Annotated in this window: 10 protein-coding genes and 4 pseudogenes; 7 read left to right on the forward strand and 7 right to left on the reverse strand. The window is 69.1% G+C overall.

Annotation, left to right across the window (positions count from 1 at the left end):
- Nucleotides 1–13 precede the first annotated feature (13 nt).
- Nucleotides 14–1,600 carry a Na+/H+ antiporter gene (locus OG747_RS47985; RefSeq protein WP_331744744.1) on the forward strand — a complete coding sequence of 529 codons (1,587 nt, stop codon included), beginning with the start codon at nucleotides 14–16 and terminating at the stop codon, nucleotides 1,598–1,600.
- 476 nt (nucleotides 1,601–2,076) lie between these two features.
- Here the strand turns inward: OG747_RS47985 and OG747_RS47990 are convergent, their stop codons facing one another.
- The 3 genes from OG747_RS47990 to OG747_RS48000 form a co-directional block, all read right to left on the reverse strand.
- Nucleotides 2,077–2,394 (reverse strand): EthD family reductase, encoded by a 318-nt coding sequence (locus tag OG747_RS47990; RefSeq protein WP_331744742.1) that lies wholly within the window; start codon nucleotides 2,392–2,394, stop codon nucleotides 2,077–2,079.
- A complete protein-coding gene (locus OG747_RS47995; RefSeq protein WP_331744739.1) occupies nucleotides 2,391–2,954 on the reverse strand; it encodes a dihydrofolate reductase family protein in 564 nt (187 codons plus the stop codon). The genes OG747_RS47990 and OG747_RS47995 overlap by 4 nt, the downstream gene beginning before the upstream one ends.
- A gap of 62 nt (nucleotides 2,955–3,016) precedes the next feature.
- Nucleotides 3,017–4,012: a sigma-70 family RNA polymerase sigma factor gene (locus tag OG747_RS48000; protein ID WP_331745063.1), complete on the reverse strand. Its 996-nt coding sequence runs from the start codon at nucleotides 4,010–4,012 to the stop codon at nucleotides 3,017–3,019.
- A gap of 341 nt (nucleotides 4,013–4,353) precedes the next feature.
- On the opposite strand from OG747_RS48000, the gene OG747_RS48005 reads away from it, so the two are divergent.
- A complete protein-coding gene (locus OG747_RS48005; RefSeq protein ID WP_331744737.1) occupies nucleotides 4,354–5,235 on the forward strand; it encodes a DNA ligase in 882 nt (293 codons plus the stop codon).
- 442 nt (nucleotides 5,236–5,677) lie between these two features.
- Here OG747_RS48005 and OG747_RS48010 read toward each other — a convergent pair.
- A pseudogene (locus tag OG747_RS48010) lies at nucleotides 5,678–6,092 on the reverse strand (DUF5926 family protein); the annotation flags it as partial.
- Between the two features lie 305 nt (nucleotides 6,093–6,397).
- Between OG747_RS48010 and OG747_RS48015 the strand changes: the two are divergent.
- Nucleotides 6,398–9,847 (forward strand): DNA polymerase III subunit alpha, encoded by a 3,450-nt coding sequence (locus OG747_RS48015; protein WP_331744735.1) that lies wholly within the window; start codon nucleotides 6,398–6,400, stop codon nucleotides 9,845–9,847.
- Between the two features lie 200 nt (nucleotides 9,848–10,047).
- On the opposite strand, the gene OG747_RS48020 is transcribed toward OG747_RS48015, so the two are convergent.
- Nucleotides 10,048–10,971: an AraC family transcriptional regulator gene (locus OG747_RS48020; protein ID WP_331744733.1), complete on the reverse strand. Its 924-nt coding sequence runs from the start codon at nucleotides 10,969–10,971 to the stop codon at nucleotides 10,048–10,050.
- 155 nt (nucleotides 10,972–11,126) lie between these two features.
- Between OG747_RS48020 and OG747_RS48025 the strand changes: the two genes are divergently transcribed.
- Both OG747_RS48025 and OG747_RS48030 read left to right on the forward strand, forming a co-directional pair.
- Nucleotides 11,127–11,933: an SDR family oxidoreductase gene (locus tag OG747_RS48025; RefSeq protein ID WP_331744730.1), complete on the forward strand. Its 807-nt coding sequence runs from the start codon at nucleotides 11,127–11,129 to the stop codon at nucleotides 11,931–11,933.
- A 40-nt stretch (nucleotides 11,934–11,973) separates the two neighbouring features.
- Nucleotides 11,974–12,315: a nuclear transport factor 2 family protein gene (locus OG747_RS48030; protein ID WP_331744727.1), complete on the forward strand. Its 342-nt coding sequence runs from the start codon at nucleotides 11,974–11,976 to the stop codon at nucleotides 12,313–12,315.
- Nucleotides 12,316–12,490: 175 nt separating this feature from the next.
- Here the strand turns inward: OG747_RS48030 and OG747_RS48035 are convergent.
- Together OG747_RS48035 and OG747_RS48040 are read right to left on the reverse strand one after the other, a co-directional pair.
- A pseudogene (locus OG747_RS48035) lies at nucleotides 12,491–12,901 on the reverse strand (type I glyceraldehyde-3-phosphate dehydrogenase); the annotation flags it as partial.
- Nucleotides 12,883–13,146: pseudogene (locus tag OG747_RS48040) on the reverse strand (AraC family transcriptional regulator); the annotation flags it as partial. The pseudogenes OG747_RS48035 and OG747_RS48040, both read right to left, overlap by 19 nt.
- A gap of 275 nt (nucleotides 13,147–13,421) precedes the next feature.
- On the opposite strand from OG747_RS48040, the gene OG747_RS48045 reads away from it, so the two are divergent.
- The gene (locus OG747_RS48045; RefSeq protein WP_331744724.1) at nucleotides 13,422–14,471 is read left to right on the forward strand and encodes a DNA polymerase thumb domain-containing protein; all 1,050 of its coding nucleotides are present in this window, start codon (nucleotides 13,422–13,424) and stop codon (nucleotides 14,469–14,471) included.
- A 307-nt stretch (nucleotides 14,472–14,778) separates the two neighbouring features.
- Nucleotides 14,779–15,782 (forward strand): annotated as a pseudogene (locus OG747_RS48050) (IS5 family transposase).
- Nucleotides 15,783–15,976: the final 194 nt, after the last annotated feature.

Here is a 15,976-nt window from a genome sequence, read left to right on the forward strand (position 1 = left end):
CCCGGGACACTCCATGACCGGCCTGACCGTCATCCTGCTGCTCGTGGTTCTGGCCACCGCCGTGGCGACCGGTGCCCGACGCTGGAGCTTGCCCGCCCCCTCGCTCCTCGTAGTTGCCGGTCTGGTCGTGGGGCTGATGCCCTGGGTTCCAGAGGTGCGCCTGCCGCCTCACGTGATCAACGTGCTGGTGCTGCCACCGCTGCTCTACGCCGCGGCCGGGGAAATCTCCGTCCGCGACCTGCGCACCGTGTGGCGGCCTGTGACCGGCCTGGTCTTCGGCCTGGTCCTCGCCTCGGCCATCGCCGTCGGGTACGTGGCCCACGCGATCACCCCGCTCACGGCCGCAACCGCGTTCATCCTCGGCTCTGTCCTGGCCAGCACCGACCCCGTGGCCGTGACCGCGCTTGGCCGGCGCCTGTCTCTCCCACCGCGCGTGCAGGCCATGGTGCAGGCGGAAAGCCTGTTCAACGATGCCACCTCACTGGTCCTGTACAAGGTCGCCGTGGCCACCGCGGTGTCCGGCAGTGCCATCAGTGTGCCCGGGACCGTTGAGCAGTTCCTGATCCTGGCAGGCGGAGGAGGTCTCATCGGCGCGGCGGTCGCCGCAGTGGTGGCCCTGATCCGCAGACGGACCGAGGACCCCATGCTGGAGACCGTCATCGCATTGGTCACGCCGTACGCCTCTTACGTCATCGCGGAGCAATCGCACACCTCCGGCGTGACGGCCGTCATCGTGTCCGGGGTCGTCCTCGGCAGCACCGGCCACAAGCTCAGCAACGCCCCCGTCCGGCTCCAGGTCCACGCCGTCTACGACACCGTGACCTTCCTTCTGGAGAGCGTCGTCTTCGCCCTGATCGGCCTCGAGCTCCCCTCGGCCGTCCGTCATCTCGCGCGCGACGAGCACGGCTGGCCGCTGTGGGTGCCGGTGATCGCCTTCACTCTGCTGGCGATTCGCCTGCTGTGGATCTTCCCGCTGTCCGCCTTGATCCACCACCGGCACAGGGAGGTCGACAACCGCCTCTCCTGGCGCGTCCCGGCTGTCCTGTCCTGGGCGGGCACCCGAGGCGTCATGCCGCTGGCAGCCGCGCTCTCCATCCCCCTGGTCACCCACACAGGGGCGCCGCTGCCGCACCGGGCGCTCATTCTCACGCTCACCACCGGGACCATCGCGCTCACTCTGATCTTCCAGGGTTTCACCTTGGTCCCCGTCGTCCGCCGCTCCGGCATCGCTCTGGAACCGGAGCGCACCGCCCGCGAGGAGGCCCGGACCCGCCGACACATTGCAACCGCCGCTCTCGAAGAGCTGAAACAGCTTGGCGATCTGGATCAGCTCGCTGATCTGGGTGCCGCCGCCGAGGCCGCCTTGAAGCAGGCCCGTCGTCATCTGGAAGCGCGCATCCACCAGGCTGAAGACGCCCACTACAGCGACCCGGACGCCCGTCCTGCCGACGCCTACCGCGAGATACGCCGGACACTCATCTCCATCGAGGCGGCCGAGCTCCAGCGCCTCTACGAAGCGAACAAGATCAGCAACGTCACCCGGCGCCGGATCCAGCACGAACTCGACCTCGAAGAAGCCAGCCTCCGTGACCGCGGCTGACTGCCAGTCCCGGTAACCCCTAGACGATACGCGCATCCATCCAGGCCAAGGCCGTCAGGGTACGCCAGTCGTGCCACTAGGCGATTCTGACCTTTCACGCTAGGCCCAGCCGCCTGACCTGCACCGATACCCCGCCGCACCCCCGCGAAGCCCGCTCAACTGTGGAACGCAGGTGGGCGGGGTGAGCTCGCTGGGGTTGTTGTATGGCCTACGGGCTGGGGCGGACGGCGGCCGTGCCGTACGTCGAGGTGTCGTGCGTGGACGCCGCACGCGAGCGTCGGCGGCGTCCGCTGCTGGACTGCGCGCCGGCCAGGTTCGAGGGCACGGTTTCGGTAGGGCCATGGCGGTCCGCCCCCCCTGCTGTCTCTCGCCCGAGGTCGCCGGTCGTTTTGCGACGCTCGGGCAAGCAGACGACTTCGAAGGGGCAGACGCGGACGACCCAGCGAGCCGCGTTCCCCAGTTGCGCGTTCGCGCGTCTACAGCAAGGGCTCATCGACCTTGTAGATCATGCTGCGGATTGGGGTGAGTTCTTGGAGGTGGGCCGTATCGGCTGCGGTGGTGCGCCCTTCGGGGGACGCGAAGGCTGCACGTAGTTCCTCCATCGTGTCCCATTCCAATTCGGCGACCAGGTAGTACGGTTCGCCGCCGCGGACGGGGACCGCGTCGCGGCCGAGCGTGTAGCGGCGCAGCCCTGGGAGCTGGCGTGCGAGCGGAAGGTGGACGTCGCGGTAGTGGCGGTCGAATGCTGCGGGGTCAGCCGGCGTCGCGAACAAGACGATGAGGCGGGCGGTCATGCGGCGGCCCTGCGGTGGCGGGTGAGGACGGCGGGGCCGACCTGTTCCGCCGACAGGCACTCCAGCGCCGCGTGCGGGCAGCCCGCCGAAAAGAGCCGGTCGCCGGTGCCGAGGACGGTGGGAAACGTCAGAAGCCGGTACTCGTCGACCAGGTCCCCGGCCATGAGCCGGTGCACGATGCTGAGGCTGCCGATGACGACCACATCGCGCGGTTCGTGCTTGACGGCATCGATGACGTCGCCCTCCAAAATCCGCGAGTTTGCCCACGCCGCGGTGTCCGTGCCGCTCAGCGTGCGGGAGGCGACCAGTTTCGGGGCGGCGTTCATGCGCGCGGCGAACGGGCCTTCACGTCCGGGCCACAGGCGGGAGAAGATCTGCCAGGTCGTGCGCCCGAACAGCAGCACGCCGTCGTCCAGCGTGCGGCCGAGCCGGAATTTATCTCCGTCGATGGCTTCACGGCCGTGCCGCAGCGCCCAGCCGCCCAGCGGCGTCCCCTCCGTACCGGTGGGGTCGGACATGATCCCGTCCAAGGTGACGAATCCGATTACGATGATGCTCACAGCGATGTTCCTCTCGCTCAGGTCGAGTGCTCACCGGTACATACCGGCGGCCCCCGCCCGACTCATCGCTCCGGCGCGAAATCCCCCGCAGGAATGTGCCGTGGCAGCTCGAAGACGTCGAAGACACCGGGATCGGCGAAGACGACGTTGTGCGCCACCAGGCCGCCGGTGACGGTGAGCACCTGGAGGGTGTGCAGCCTGTGCCCTCCGCCGGTCTCCGGCGCGTACGCCGCCAGCGCCGGCTGCCCGTTCGCCGTGAGCTCCCGCACGGCCCAACCGGTGCCGCGCATCCGGAATACGCGTTCCATGAACAGGCCGTAGTCGCTGCTGCCCCGGAACCACAGCGGAACCGGCGGCATCTCCAGAACCACGTCCTCGGCCAGCAACTGCACCAGCGCGGGCACGTCGGCGGCCTCGAACGCCCGCACATACCGCTGCACCACAGCCCGCACCCCGGGATCGTCCGGCTCACGCACCGCATCGACACCGCCCGCGCCCGCCAGGGCGGCACGGGCGCGCTGCAGCGCGCTGTTGACCGCCGCCACCGTGGTCCCCAGCTGCTCGGCGACCTCGGCCGCGGTGAACCCCAGCACCTCTCGCAGCACCAGGACGGCGCGTTGCCGGGCCGGAAGCACCTGCACCGCAGCCACCCACGCCAGGCGCAGATCGGCCCGCGCCTGGACGTCCAACCGCGCATCAGGAAAGGGCTCCAGCCAGGGGACATCGAGCGCAGGTACCACCGGAGCCTCAGGATCGTCGCTCGGCGCACCCAACCCGGACGGCAGCGGGCGCCGGCCGCGCCCCTCCAGCACGGTCAGGCACGCATTCGTTGCGATCCGGTACAACCAGGTCCGCACCGACGCGCGCGTCGGGTCATACCGATCCCGGGCCTTCCAGGCACGCAACAGCGTCTCCTGAACCACATCCTCGGCCTCGTGGAACGATCCCAGCATCCGGTAACAGAACGCGAGAAGCTCGCCCCGGTACGACTCGAAGTCCACCGGTTCATCATGCCGTACGCCGGTCTCAGCCTGACATCCAACGCAGTCCGCCCAGATCAGCACGCTGCACACGACTAACTTCGCTGTCGAAGGACAAACTTGTCCGCTGCCATCGTGTGGGGTCTCAAATCCCGTGTCATTTTCTCGGGCGCAGTCTCACGCCGATGTCACGTCGCGGGTCAGCGGCTCGCATCGAACACGAGAGCTGAGGAAATGACACGGAAGCTGAGACAACCGACGGATGACACAGCGTGAGACGCCAGACAGAACTGCAGGTCACGGCGCCGCCGTATGACACGGAGCCTGAGAACCTACAACCAGCCTATGAGCCCCCGCCACGGAACGCTTCCCGACGACACCGACGGGCGCCGCGGCCACGGCCGCCGCAGGCTGGACGGGTGGACTGGCCCGTCTCCGTCGCCCTCGCCCAGTCCGTGCCGGAACTCCCCACCGGAACGGACTGGAACTACGAGATGAAACTGGACGGCCACAGAATGATCATGTGGCGGACCGACGACGGGGTCCGGCTGCAGGCCCGCTCCGGACGCGACGTCACCGCCGCATGGGGCGACCTCGCCCTCGCCGGCCACCACCTCCCGGCCGGAACCGTCCTCGACGGCGAGGCCGTCATCACCACCGAGGACGGCCGGATCAGCTTCGAGGCCGCACAGGCCCGAGCCGCCTCCTCCCCCACCCGCGCCCACCGCCTGGCCACCCAATGCCCCGCGCACTACATCGCCTTCGACGCCCTGCAACTGCCATCAGGCGATGTCCGGCCGCGCCCGTACAGCGAGCGCCGCGCCGCTCTCCTCAGCCTCCTGGCAGGCCTGCCCGCGACCACCCCCATCCAGGCCGTCTCCGCCACCACCGACCGCGACACGGCACTCACCTGGTACAACACTCTCCACAACAAGCACGGCGTCGAAGGCATCGTCGCCAAACGTGCCACCTCTTCCTACCGGGCCGGCCGCACCGGGGCATGGCAGAAGATCCGGCATGCTGAGACTGTCGATGCCGACGTGATCGGCTACACAGGGCCGCTGACCCGGCCCCGCGCGCTCGCGGTACGTCTTCCGAACGGACGTACCTCACTCACGCAGACGTTGTCGGCGCCGCTCGCTGCGCAGATTGCACAGGTCCTGGTTGCGGCCGGTCCAGCAGAAAAGGGCAGCACAGACACCAGTGAGGCCTACACCAAGATTCCTTCTGGCCTCGCCACCGTGGAAGTCCTCGCGGGCACCACCCGCCACGCCGTCGTGACCCCGCTACGCCTTCGATGAGCGCCGATGAGGTCCAGAGTGTGGCCGACGGCATCAAGACCGCATTCGACGAGTCCACCCAGTGACCGCGCCCCGGCATGGGCACAACCCCGCCCCCAGCGCCTCCGCAAGGACCACCAGGGCCCTCTCCCGCGCGCACCACTTGCAGGCGTCGACAGGTCAGTCAGGGATGCGGAGGTGGGTGTCAGGCTTGCAGTGGGGGCAGGCGCGCACCCACGCGCTGATCAACATCACTCCCACCGGACGCGGCCCACCGGGCGCCGAGCACAGGCCCCGAGGCTTATCCGCGGTTCGCAAAACCGATCTCGGCTATTCGGACATGGATTTGCTTGCCACAACAGGGAGTTGCGACGGGGGTCACCTGTCCCCGACACGCCTCACTAGCCGACTTTCCGAACGGACCGGGCTGCACATCAGTTGATGGCCACCGGGTGACTCGCTGCCCGAGGCTGGACCCGCGGCCCGCCGCGTGCAGTCGCGCGAGCGTCCAGAAGCTGCTCCTCGGGGTACGGCATGACCCAGCGCAGGTGGTTCTTGTCCGGCGCCTCGCACCAGTACGCGGCGTTTACGCCCTGGAGCTTCACGGTCGGGATGGCGGCGGCGTTGGCGCGCTCCATGGAGGCGGTCGCCTTCGGCGTCGCGTTCTCCGCCTCCGGGACCCAGAACTCGAAGCCGGTGTGCACAACGGGCTCGAACGCGCCTTCGGGGTTGAGCAGATCCTGCAGGCGCGGACTGTCGGCCGGGGCGCGGCGGGCCTGCACCGGAGTGCCCGGCTCCGCGATCAGCGCGCGCTGGAGGGTGTCGGCGAGGTCGCGGCTGATGTCGCCGGACGCCGTGTCGTTCTGCAGGCCGAGCGTCGTAGGTGGCCACGCGCTCACGGAATGCCCCAGATCACGGCGTTCCGTTGATTCGTACCTGGCCACGGCGTTGCACGGCAGCTGGCCACTCGCTGCCCCGGAATCCGATGTCCAGATGGGGAAGCCGCAGGTCGCACCGCGCTGCTGACGTCACTGGCCAACTACGAATCAACGTGGCCACCTACCGCGCAACGTCGCAGCCGAGGGCGACGCCAAACCAATCTTTCGAACACTTGCGCGATTATGGCTTATGGTGGATACCTGGAGAGGTCACAGGTCAGGGGAGGGACACGCGGAGACATGAGGTGCGGAGCCGTGGATTTACTCATCTGCACGTCGCCTCCGGCTACTCCGCCCGCCATGGCGCCGCCCTTCCCGATGCCCTGGTCCGACGCGCAGCCGAGCGCGGGATGACGACGCTCGCGCTGACCGACCGGGACACCGTCGCGGGGACGGTCCGCTTCGCCGCGGCCGCCGGTATCCGCCCCGTCTTCGGCGTCGACGTCGCCGTCGCGCCGCTCGTCTCGCCGGTCCCGGCTTCCGGACGGCCGCGTACGCCCGTGCGCGGCGGCGCGCACGTGATGGAGCCGCCCCTGCGGATCACTCTGCTTGCTCAGAACGCGGCCGGGTGGGCGCGGCTGTGCCGTCTGGTGTCCGCCGCGCACGCTGAGACTGACGGAGTTCTGCCGGTCGTGTCCTGGCCGGTCTTGCGCGAGTACGCCGACCAGGACCTGGTGGTGCTGCTCGGCCCCTCCTCCGAGCCGATGCGGGCCCTGTCCGCGGGACGATCCGACATCGCCGAGCAGTTGCTCGCGCCGTGGCGTGAGCTGGCCGGGGAACGGCTGCGCCTGGAGAGCGTGTATCTGGGCCAGCAGGGCACCGGTGCGGGTTCGCTGCGGCTGGCCGCGCGCACCGTGGGCCTGGCCGACCAGATTGGCGTACGCACGGTGCTGTCGAACGGGGTCCGTTACGCCGACTCCGGCCAGCATCGGCTGGCCGACGTGCTCGACGCGGCCCGGCTGCTGCGGCCCGTCGACCGCCGGCACCTGGACGGCGGAGAGCGGTGGCTGAAGGACCCGGCCGCCATGGCCGCAGTCGCCGAGCGGATTGCCCAGGCCGTCGGCGACGACCGTGGCCGGGCCGTGCGCCTGCTGGCCGAGACCGAGGCCACCGACCAGTCCTGCACCCTCACCCCGGCAGACCTCGGGCTGGGACGGCCGCACTTTCCCGAGCCGTCCGTCGTTGGCGCGGGAGCGGAGTCCGGGTCGGCGATGCGGCTGCTGCGGCAGCGGTGCGAGGCCGGCATGGTTGCCCGCGGCCTAGACACGGACGAGCGCGCCGTTCAGCAACTCCGATACGAGCTGGACGTCATCGGACGCCTGGGATTCGAGCCGTACTTCCTGGCTGTGGCCCAGGTGGTGGCGGATACCCAGGCGCTCGGAATCCGGGTCGCCGCGCGCGGCTCCGGCGCCGGGAGCATGGTCAACCATTCGCTGTTCGTCGCTACGGCCAACCCTCTCGAACACCGGCTCCTCTTCGAACGGTTCCTCAGCGAGCGGCGTACCTCGCTGCCGGACATCGACCTCGACGTGGAGTCCGAACGGCGCCTGGAGGTGTACGACGCGATCATCAAACGGTTCGGCCGGGAGCGGACCGCAGTCACCGGCATGCCCGAGACCTACCGGGCCCGGCACGCCCTCAGGGACACCGGGCTCGCCCTCGGACTGCCGCCCCAGGTCGTCGGCGACATCGCCAAATCGTTCCCGCACATCCGCGCCCGGGACATCCGCGCCGCCCTGGCCGAGCTACCAGAGCTGCGGCAACTCTCCGCGCAGGCAGGGAAGTTCGGGCCGCTGTGGGAGCTCGCCGAAGGCCTGGACGCGCTGCCCCGCGGCTACGCCATGCACCCGTGCGGGGTGATCCTGTCGAACGCGTCGCTCCTGAACCGGCTTCCGGTGCAGCCGACGCCGGCCGGTTACGCGATGCTGCAGGCCGATAAAGAGGATATCGAGCTTGGGGGCTTCGGGCTGGTCAAGCTCGACGTGCTCGGCGTGCGGATGCAGTCCGCGATGGCGCACGCGGTCGCCGAGATCCGCCGCACGACCGGACGCGCGATTGATCTCGACAACCCCGACCACGTCGACGTCAACGACCAGCAGGCCTTCGAGATGATCCGGGCCTCGGACACCGTCGGCCTCTTCCAGCTCGAAAGCCCTGGCCAGCAGGATCTGGTGGGCCGTCTTCAGCCGCGGCACATGCAGGACGTCGTAGCTGACATCTCGCTCTTCCGGCCCGGCCCCGTGTCCGGGGGCATGCCCGCGCTGTACATCGCCGCCCGGCACGGCGCCGCCCCGAAGTACCCGCACCCGGACCTGGAGCCGGTGCTCAACGACACCTACGGCGTGGTCATCTGGCACGAGCAGATCATCGCGATCCTCGCCCGGATGACCGGCTGCGACCGTGCCGCCGGCGACGTCGCGCGCCGCGCACTGGCCGACCCTGACCGGCTGCCGAAGGTCGAGGCCTGGTTCCGTCGTACGGCCGGCGAGCGCGGCTACGCCAAGGACGTGCTGGACGAGGTGTGGGAGATCGTCTCCTCCTTCGGCGCGTACGGCTTCTGCCGCGCGCACGCGGTCGCCTTCGCCGTCCCCGCTCTTCAGTCCGCGTTCTTGAAGGCGCACTTCCCGGCGTACCTGTACGCGGGGCTGCTGGAGCACGATCCGGGGATGTGGCCGCGCCGGGTCATCGTTGCCGACGCCCGCCGCCACGGCGTTCCCGTGCTGTCTGTCGACGTCAACTACTCCCGCGGGCAGCACAGTGTGGAGCAGACCGAGCAGGGCTGGGGCGTGCGCCTGGCGTTCGCCACGGTCAAGGGCATCAGCGAGGCGGAGACCGCCCGCCTGGTGGCCGGCCAGCCCTACACCGGCCTGCAGGACCTGTGGCAGCGCGCCCGCCCGTCCCTGCCGCTCGCGCAGCGCCTGATCCGTATCGGCGCCCTCGACGCCCTCTCCCCCGGCCTGACCCGGCGGGACCTGCTGCTGCAGGCCACCGAACTGCACCGGCAGTCCCGCAACCGCACCGCCACCGACGGACAACTGCCGCTGGGCGGCGAGCTGGTGACCGCCGGACCGAGCGGGCTGCCGGAAATGACCAGCCGCGACAAGCTCGGTGCCGAACTCGACACCCTCTCCATCGACGTCACGCATCACCTGATGGAGCACCACTACCGGCTGCTGCGCGAGCTCGGCGCGACCGACGCCGCGCACCTGCGCGGCATGGTGCCCGGGCAGAAAGTCCTCGTCGCCGGCGTGCGGGCCTCCACACAGACCCCGCCGATCCCGTCCGGCAAGCGCGTCATCTTCACCACGCTCGAGGACGGCTCCGGCCTGGTCGACATTGCCTTCTTCGAGGACTCCCACGAGGCCTGCGCGCACACCGTGTTCCACTCCGGTCTGCTGCTGGTACGCGGGCAGGTCGAGGCACGCGGCCCGCGCCGCACCGTCGTCGGAGAGATGGCCTGGGACCTAGACGAGGCGGCTACCGCCCGCCGTGACCACGGCCCACAGGCCGCCCTCGACCTCCTCGGCCGCACCACCCCGGCCCCCACCCCGGCCCAGCCGACCGCACCGCAGCGCACGCTCGCCGACGGCACCGCCGGGGCCCGCCTGCACCCGTACGCCGACCTCCAGCCGGCCGGCACCCACTCGGCCGACCTGAAGAAGTTCGGCCATCGCAGCCCGGGTTCTCCAGGCTGATATGTGTCTCACGAGACACATCAACACCCTCCGCGGGGGCGTCCTCGAACCGACGGAGAGGTGGCCAGAGTTGGGCTGACACCCGCCTGCCCCCTTCCTCAAGTCGGGTCGAGCACGGGGCTGTCCGTTGCCACACGCAAGCGTTGAACCGTTCACGCAAACGGATCTTGGAGTCGCGGGTGTGGTCCTGGCGAAGGGACTCATCCTGTGGTGCGGAGGTGCTGGCGGCGGTACTCGCCAGGGGCTTTTCCGTACTCGCGCTTGAAGGCGCGGTTGAATGCGGATTCAGAGGTGTAGCCGGTCAGCCGGGCGATGGTGTGCAGGGGCGTGTCATCGAGGCGTAGCAGGGTGCCGGCCGAGGTCATCCGCCACCAGGTGAGGTAGGTGAGTGGTGGTTTGCCGACGAGGGTGGTGAAGCGGCGGGCAAATGCTGCTCGTGACAGCCCTACGCGTGTGCCCAGCTCTTCCACTGTCCAGGGGTGGGTGGGGTCGCGGTGGAGGTGATGCAGTGCGGTGCTGACCGCCGGATCGGACAGGGCTGCTGCCCAGCCGGTGGTGGCGCTCTGGGCCCGCTCCTTGTACCAGGTACGCAGGATGTACAGCAGCATCGTGTCCAGCAGGCTGGAGACGATGGCGTCGGAACCGGGGTTGTGCTCGTCGAGTTCGTCGCCGAGGAGGGCGACGACGGTTGAGAGGGGAGCCTGCCGGCTTACGCGTGCGGGCAGGTGGATGAGGTCCGGGAGCTCTGCCAGGAGCGGGTGCGAGCGGGCGCGGTTGAGCTGGTAGGAACCGCAGATGAGTACGGTGGCAGGCTCCGTGCGCTGAATTTCGCTACGGGGGATCCAGGCGTCGTCCAGGTCCTCAGTGGCGTCGACGAGCGCACTTGAAGGGTGGTCGGCGAGGGCCATCTCCTGCCCGTGAGAGACGAAAACCACGTCGCCCGCCGCGAGAGCCACCGGTGCGGCGTCGCGCGACAGCAGCCAGCACCCGCCCTCAAGCACCACGTGGAACCCGGGGCCACTGGTCGGCGCGAAGCGTAGGCCCCAGGGCGCGGTGAGATGGGTACGTGCCGAGTGCGGTCGGCCGGTCCGGATCGTAGCTACCGCGTCACTGACGACGTCCATGAGTGAAAGTCTACATTGGATGGCTCACATGAGACGCACGGTCAAGGGAACGAGACTTTCAGGCATGGATCGTCTTTCCAGATGCCTCTAACGTCGGAATGCGTCAGGTGCCCCGGGTCCGCCGGCCACTGACAGCATCCCGAGACTGAGGAACCATGACCACCATTGCTTCAACCGCTTCCCTTTTTGCTGCAGAGAGCGGCGAGTTCGCTGGAAAGCGTGCCCTGGTGACAGGAGGGACGCGTGGGATCGGCGCAGCGATCGTCGACAGGCTCACCAGTGCCGGTGCCGCGGTTGCCTTCACTGCCCGCTCTGCATCCGCGCAGGAGAGCGAGCTGTTCGTGCAGGCCGACATCGGCACCCGGGAGGGGATCGAAGTGGTCACCCGGCATGTGAACGAGCATCTGGGCGGGGTCGATATTCTCGTCCACAACGTGGGCACCGACGGAGACCAGCATGTTCCGCTGCTGACGCAGGAGGACGCTGTGTGGCAGTTCGTCATGGACGTCAATCTCTTCGCTCCCGCACGGCTCGACCGGGCGCTGGTGCCCGGCATGGTTGAGCGTGGCGCGGGAGCTGTTGTCCATGTCTCCTCGCTCTCCCGCTCGATCCCGGGCGCGAACCGAGTTCCGTACGGATCGGCCAAGGCTGCTCTGTCCCACTACAGCAAGGGGCTGGCCAACGAAGTCGCCCCGAGGGGAGTTCGCGTCAACAGCGTCACTCCCGGTTTCGCCGAGAGTGACTGGGGCCGCTCCTTCGTCGCGACCTTCGCCAACCAGGCGGGAGTCGACTACGAAGAAGGCCGCCGGATGATCATGAACGGGATCGGTGGCATTCCCCTCGGCCGGCCGGCTCGCCCCGAGGAGGTAGCCGAACTGGTGGCCTTCCTGGTCTCGGACCGGGCGTCATCGATCATCGGCGCCGAACACGTCATCGACGGCGGCACCAAACCCACTGTCTGATCTGACGCCCAGCACTATCCAGCAAGGAGTTGCAACTCCCATGAACGCCACCCCCATCGAACTGCCCGACACGGTGAGCCGCTATCTGGAGGCTCACCGCGTCCGGAACACCCCGACCGCCCTCTCGGCGTTCCACGAGAGCGCCACCGTCACCGACGAGGGCGTCACCCACACCGGCACCGCCGCCATCGAGACGTGGCTCAGCACAGCAGCGAGCGAGTTCACATTCACCACCGAACGGCTCGGCGCCGAGCAACTGGACGACACCCACTGGATCGTAACGAACCGGCTGGAGGGCGACTTCCCCGGCGGGCGCGCCGATCTCCGCTACCGCTTCACGCTACGCGCCGGCCTGATCGAGGACCTCACGATCGCCCCCTGACCACGGCCGCTGCCTGAAAAACTCGCTGCCGGCCGACTCCTTGGCCATCACGATCGACTAGCTGTCACGATCGACCGACACGGAATCGAGGGCGGCCCTGGCAGCGCTTCTCATCTGCGTTTTCGCCGGGCAGCATGCAGGCCGAGATCGACGTGCCGGCGAGCCCGGCGTCCGGTCAGCGGGTGGCGAGGAACTCGAGCGTGTCGATCACGCGGTTCGAGAAGCCCCACTCGTTGTCGTACCACGCGACCACCTTGACGTGGCGGCCGTCGACCCGGGTGAGGGCCGAGTCGAAGATCGACGAGGCGGGGTTGCCCGTGATGTCGGACGACACGAGCGGGTCGTCCGAGTACTCGAGGATGCCGGCGAGCGACCCCTGTGCTGCGGCGCGGTACGCCGCCAGCACGTCGTCGCGCGTCAAGTCGCGGGCGCCGGTCGTGTTGAGTTCGACGAGCGAGCCCACCGGCACCGGCACCTGGATCGAGTCGCCCGACAGCTTGCCGTCGAGGTTCGGCAGCACCAGGCCGATCGCCTTGGCGGCGCCGGTCGTGGTCGGCACGATGTTGACGCCGGCGGCGGGTCCTCGCGGTCCGGGAACCGGTAGCCGGGGACGAAGACGATGTCGGCCCAAGCAAGCGCGTCGAGGCCGTCGGCGACGTGGTACGCCAGGCCATCGCCGCCGGTCACGAGACCGAGTGTCGCCCCGCACACCCGCACCTCGTACGGCATGCTCGCGCGGGTCGTGAACACCTGCGCGGGAATGCCGACATCGAGCGGCTTCGCACCCTCGAGCACAAGGACGGCGACGCGATGCAGGCGGGGTGCAGGCACAGGAAGAGGTTACGTGGGGCGTGGCTTCGATACGCCCACGCGGACCGGGCAGACGACACACCGCACCTGCCAAAGGTCGCCTCGTTCGAATTACGTTCGATATATTGTTCGTGGAGCGGACGTACTGCCCCTACGACTGGAGGTGGGCGGCACGTCACGAAACGCGTGCGTCCATTTTCTCCGCATTGAGGAGCCCGGCATCAAAGCTCCGCCCCCGACGCGGCGGCGAGACAGTTTGAGGCGTCTGGTGAACCCGGGAAGCGCGGGGTGACCACATGAGCGGGCGCCATCTCCTCCACCTCCGCTTCGACGTTCCGGCCGAGGAAGCCGAACTCCCCGAGGGGCTACGCCGCTTGCTGGAGGACGTCACGCCCCGCGTGCAGATGATCGTGCCGGATTCGGCTGCCCTCGACATCACTGGAGCGATTCCGTACTGGAAGCGGGACGCCCGCGGCCTGACCGAGCTGGTCCAATTGCGCGCGCTCGCTCACTTCGGCCTGCGCAGCGCGGCGGGCTGCGCCCCCAACCGGATGCTCGCCGCGATGGCCTGCGCCCTCACCCTGCCCGGACAGCGCACCGTCGTCCATGACTCCCCCGAGGCGATCTCCGTCTTCCTGCGCCCGCGTCTGGTCCACGAGTTGCCCGGTGTGGGCGTGCGGACCGCCGCGGCGCTCGGCGAGTACGGTCTGCACACCGTCGGCGACGTCGCCGATGTCCCCCAATTCACGCTGCAGCGTCTGCTCGGTGCCCGGGCCGGCCGCGCCCTCCATGAGCACGCCCAGGGCCGCGACACCCAGGTCGTCGACCCCACGCCGACCCCGGCGAACATCGGCGTCGAGCACCGCTTTGACCGCGACGAGCTCGACCCGGCCGCCCACCGGCGCGCCCTGCTCGCCCTCGCCGACGACCTCGGTGCCCGCCTCCGCAACTCCGGCCAGATCACGAGCGGCCTGACCTGCACCATCCACTATGCCAACCAGAGCTCCACCCGCCGCAGCCGTGTCCTGTCCGAAGCGACTCAGCACACGGTGCTCCTGGCCCGCGCGGCGTACGCGGTCTACGAATCCCTCGGGCTTCAGCGCGCCCGGGTCCGCAGCATCGCGCTGCGCGCCGATGCCCTTCGGCCCGTGGGCCTGGCCACCCGACAGCTCACTCTCGACGCGAGCGACGACAGGCCTCTCGCGATCGAAGCCGTCGCCGATCGTGCCCGCGCCCGCTACGGGCACCAGGTGCTCTACCCCGCGGCCCTCGCCATCGGCTCACGTCCTCCGTCAGCTCGGCACCGGGAGCAAGGCAGTCGTCCAGATGGACCGCGTGCGACATAAGAAGCTGGGCTTCGCGTTCCTCCGCTACATGGAGGTCGTGCTGACCATGCTGCACGCCTTCGGCGGCGTGTGCGCATGCCGGTCGACCGGCATGGCATGCGTCCCGTCATCGATTTCGGAGCAGGCGAGAACTTCCCTCCGCGCTGGGCAAGTTCGCGGTCGCCAAGGAAAACGATGGTGATCCCCATCACTTTTGACCAGCGCATTCAGGCTCCCAACTCGCTGGGCGACTAGGGCGCGTATCGAGTCGTGATCAATCTGCGGGATTCGCTCTCGTGGCGGGGCCTGAACCGGTAGATCTTCTCGCATGACGCGAGCGCAACTGACGGACGAGGATTGGGAGTTCATCGGGCCGCACCTGCCGATCGGCGAGTATGGCCCGTACCCCGAGCGGCTGCGGCAGCAGTTCGAGGGGGTGATCTGGCGGTTCAGGACGGGCGGGCAGTGGCGGGAGATGCCGCAGGAGTTCGGCGCCTGGTCGACCGTCCACAACCGCTTCCGGCAGTGGCGGGACGCAGGCGTTTTCGAGGCCCTGCTGGAGGGCCTGATCGCGGAGGCCGCGAAGCGGGGTGAGGTGGACCTGTCCCTGGTCAGCGTCGACTCCACCACCGCGCGCGCTCACCACGACGCTGCCGGGATGCACCTGGGCGAGGATGTCATCACCGCCCTGGAGAAGGCCGCCGCCGAGGAGGAGAAGGCCAGGTCAAAAGGGGCGACCTCGAAGAACAAACCGGGCAGGACGCAGAAACCGATCCCGGGCGGGAGGAGCGACGACGCATCCGGCGCCGGCGCAAACTCCGGCTGAAGGCCGCCCTCCTCGGACGCTCCAGGGGTGGGCAGACCAGCAAGGTCCACCTCGCCGCCGACCGCAAGTGCCGCCCACTGGCGTTCGTCCTGACCGCGGGTCAGGCCGCGGACAGCCCGCAGTTCATCCCCGTGCTGGGGAAGATACGGGTCCGCGGCCCCGTCGGCCGCCCCCGCACCCGCCCGGACGCGGTCGCCGGGGACAAGGCCTACTCGTCCCGCGGCAACCGGGCCCACCTGCGCAGACGCCGTATCAAGGCAGTGATCCCGGAGAAGAGGGACCAGGCCGCCAACCGGAAGAAGAAGGGCTCCAGGGGCGGCCGGCCCGTCAGCCACGACGCCGACCTCTACAAGGAGAGGAACACCGTGGAGCGCCTGATCAACAAGCTCAAGGCCTGGCGAGGCATCGCCACCCGATACGACAAGACCCCGGACAGCCACCTCGCCGGCCTCCACCTGCGCGCCTCGATGATCTGGATCAAAGACCTCACCCGGACCACCCATTGATCACGACTCGATACGCTCCCTAGCAGGCTCAAGTTCAGGCCGTCTCCGAAGCGAGTCCATCTTTTCTCAACTGGCAGGGAAACGGAGGTGCCGTGCTCTCTTCTGGAAAGAAGTTCTTGCAGCATCGGCAGGATCGGGGGCAGGTCTGGAGATGAGCTTCCCCCGAGATGCGGAGTGAGTTGACAGAGGGTCAG

The sequence above is a fragment of the Streptomyces sp. NBC_01384 genome (assembly GCF_045040035.1).
Classification (GTDB): Bacteria; Actinomycetota; Actinomycetes; order Streptomycetales; family Streptomycetaceae; genus Streptomyces.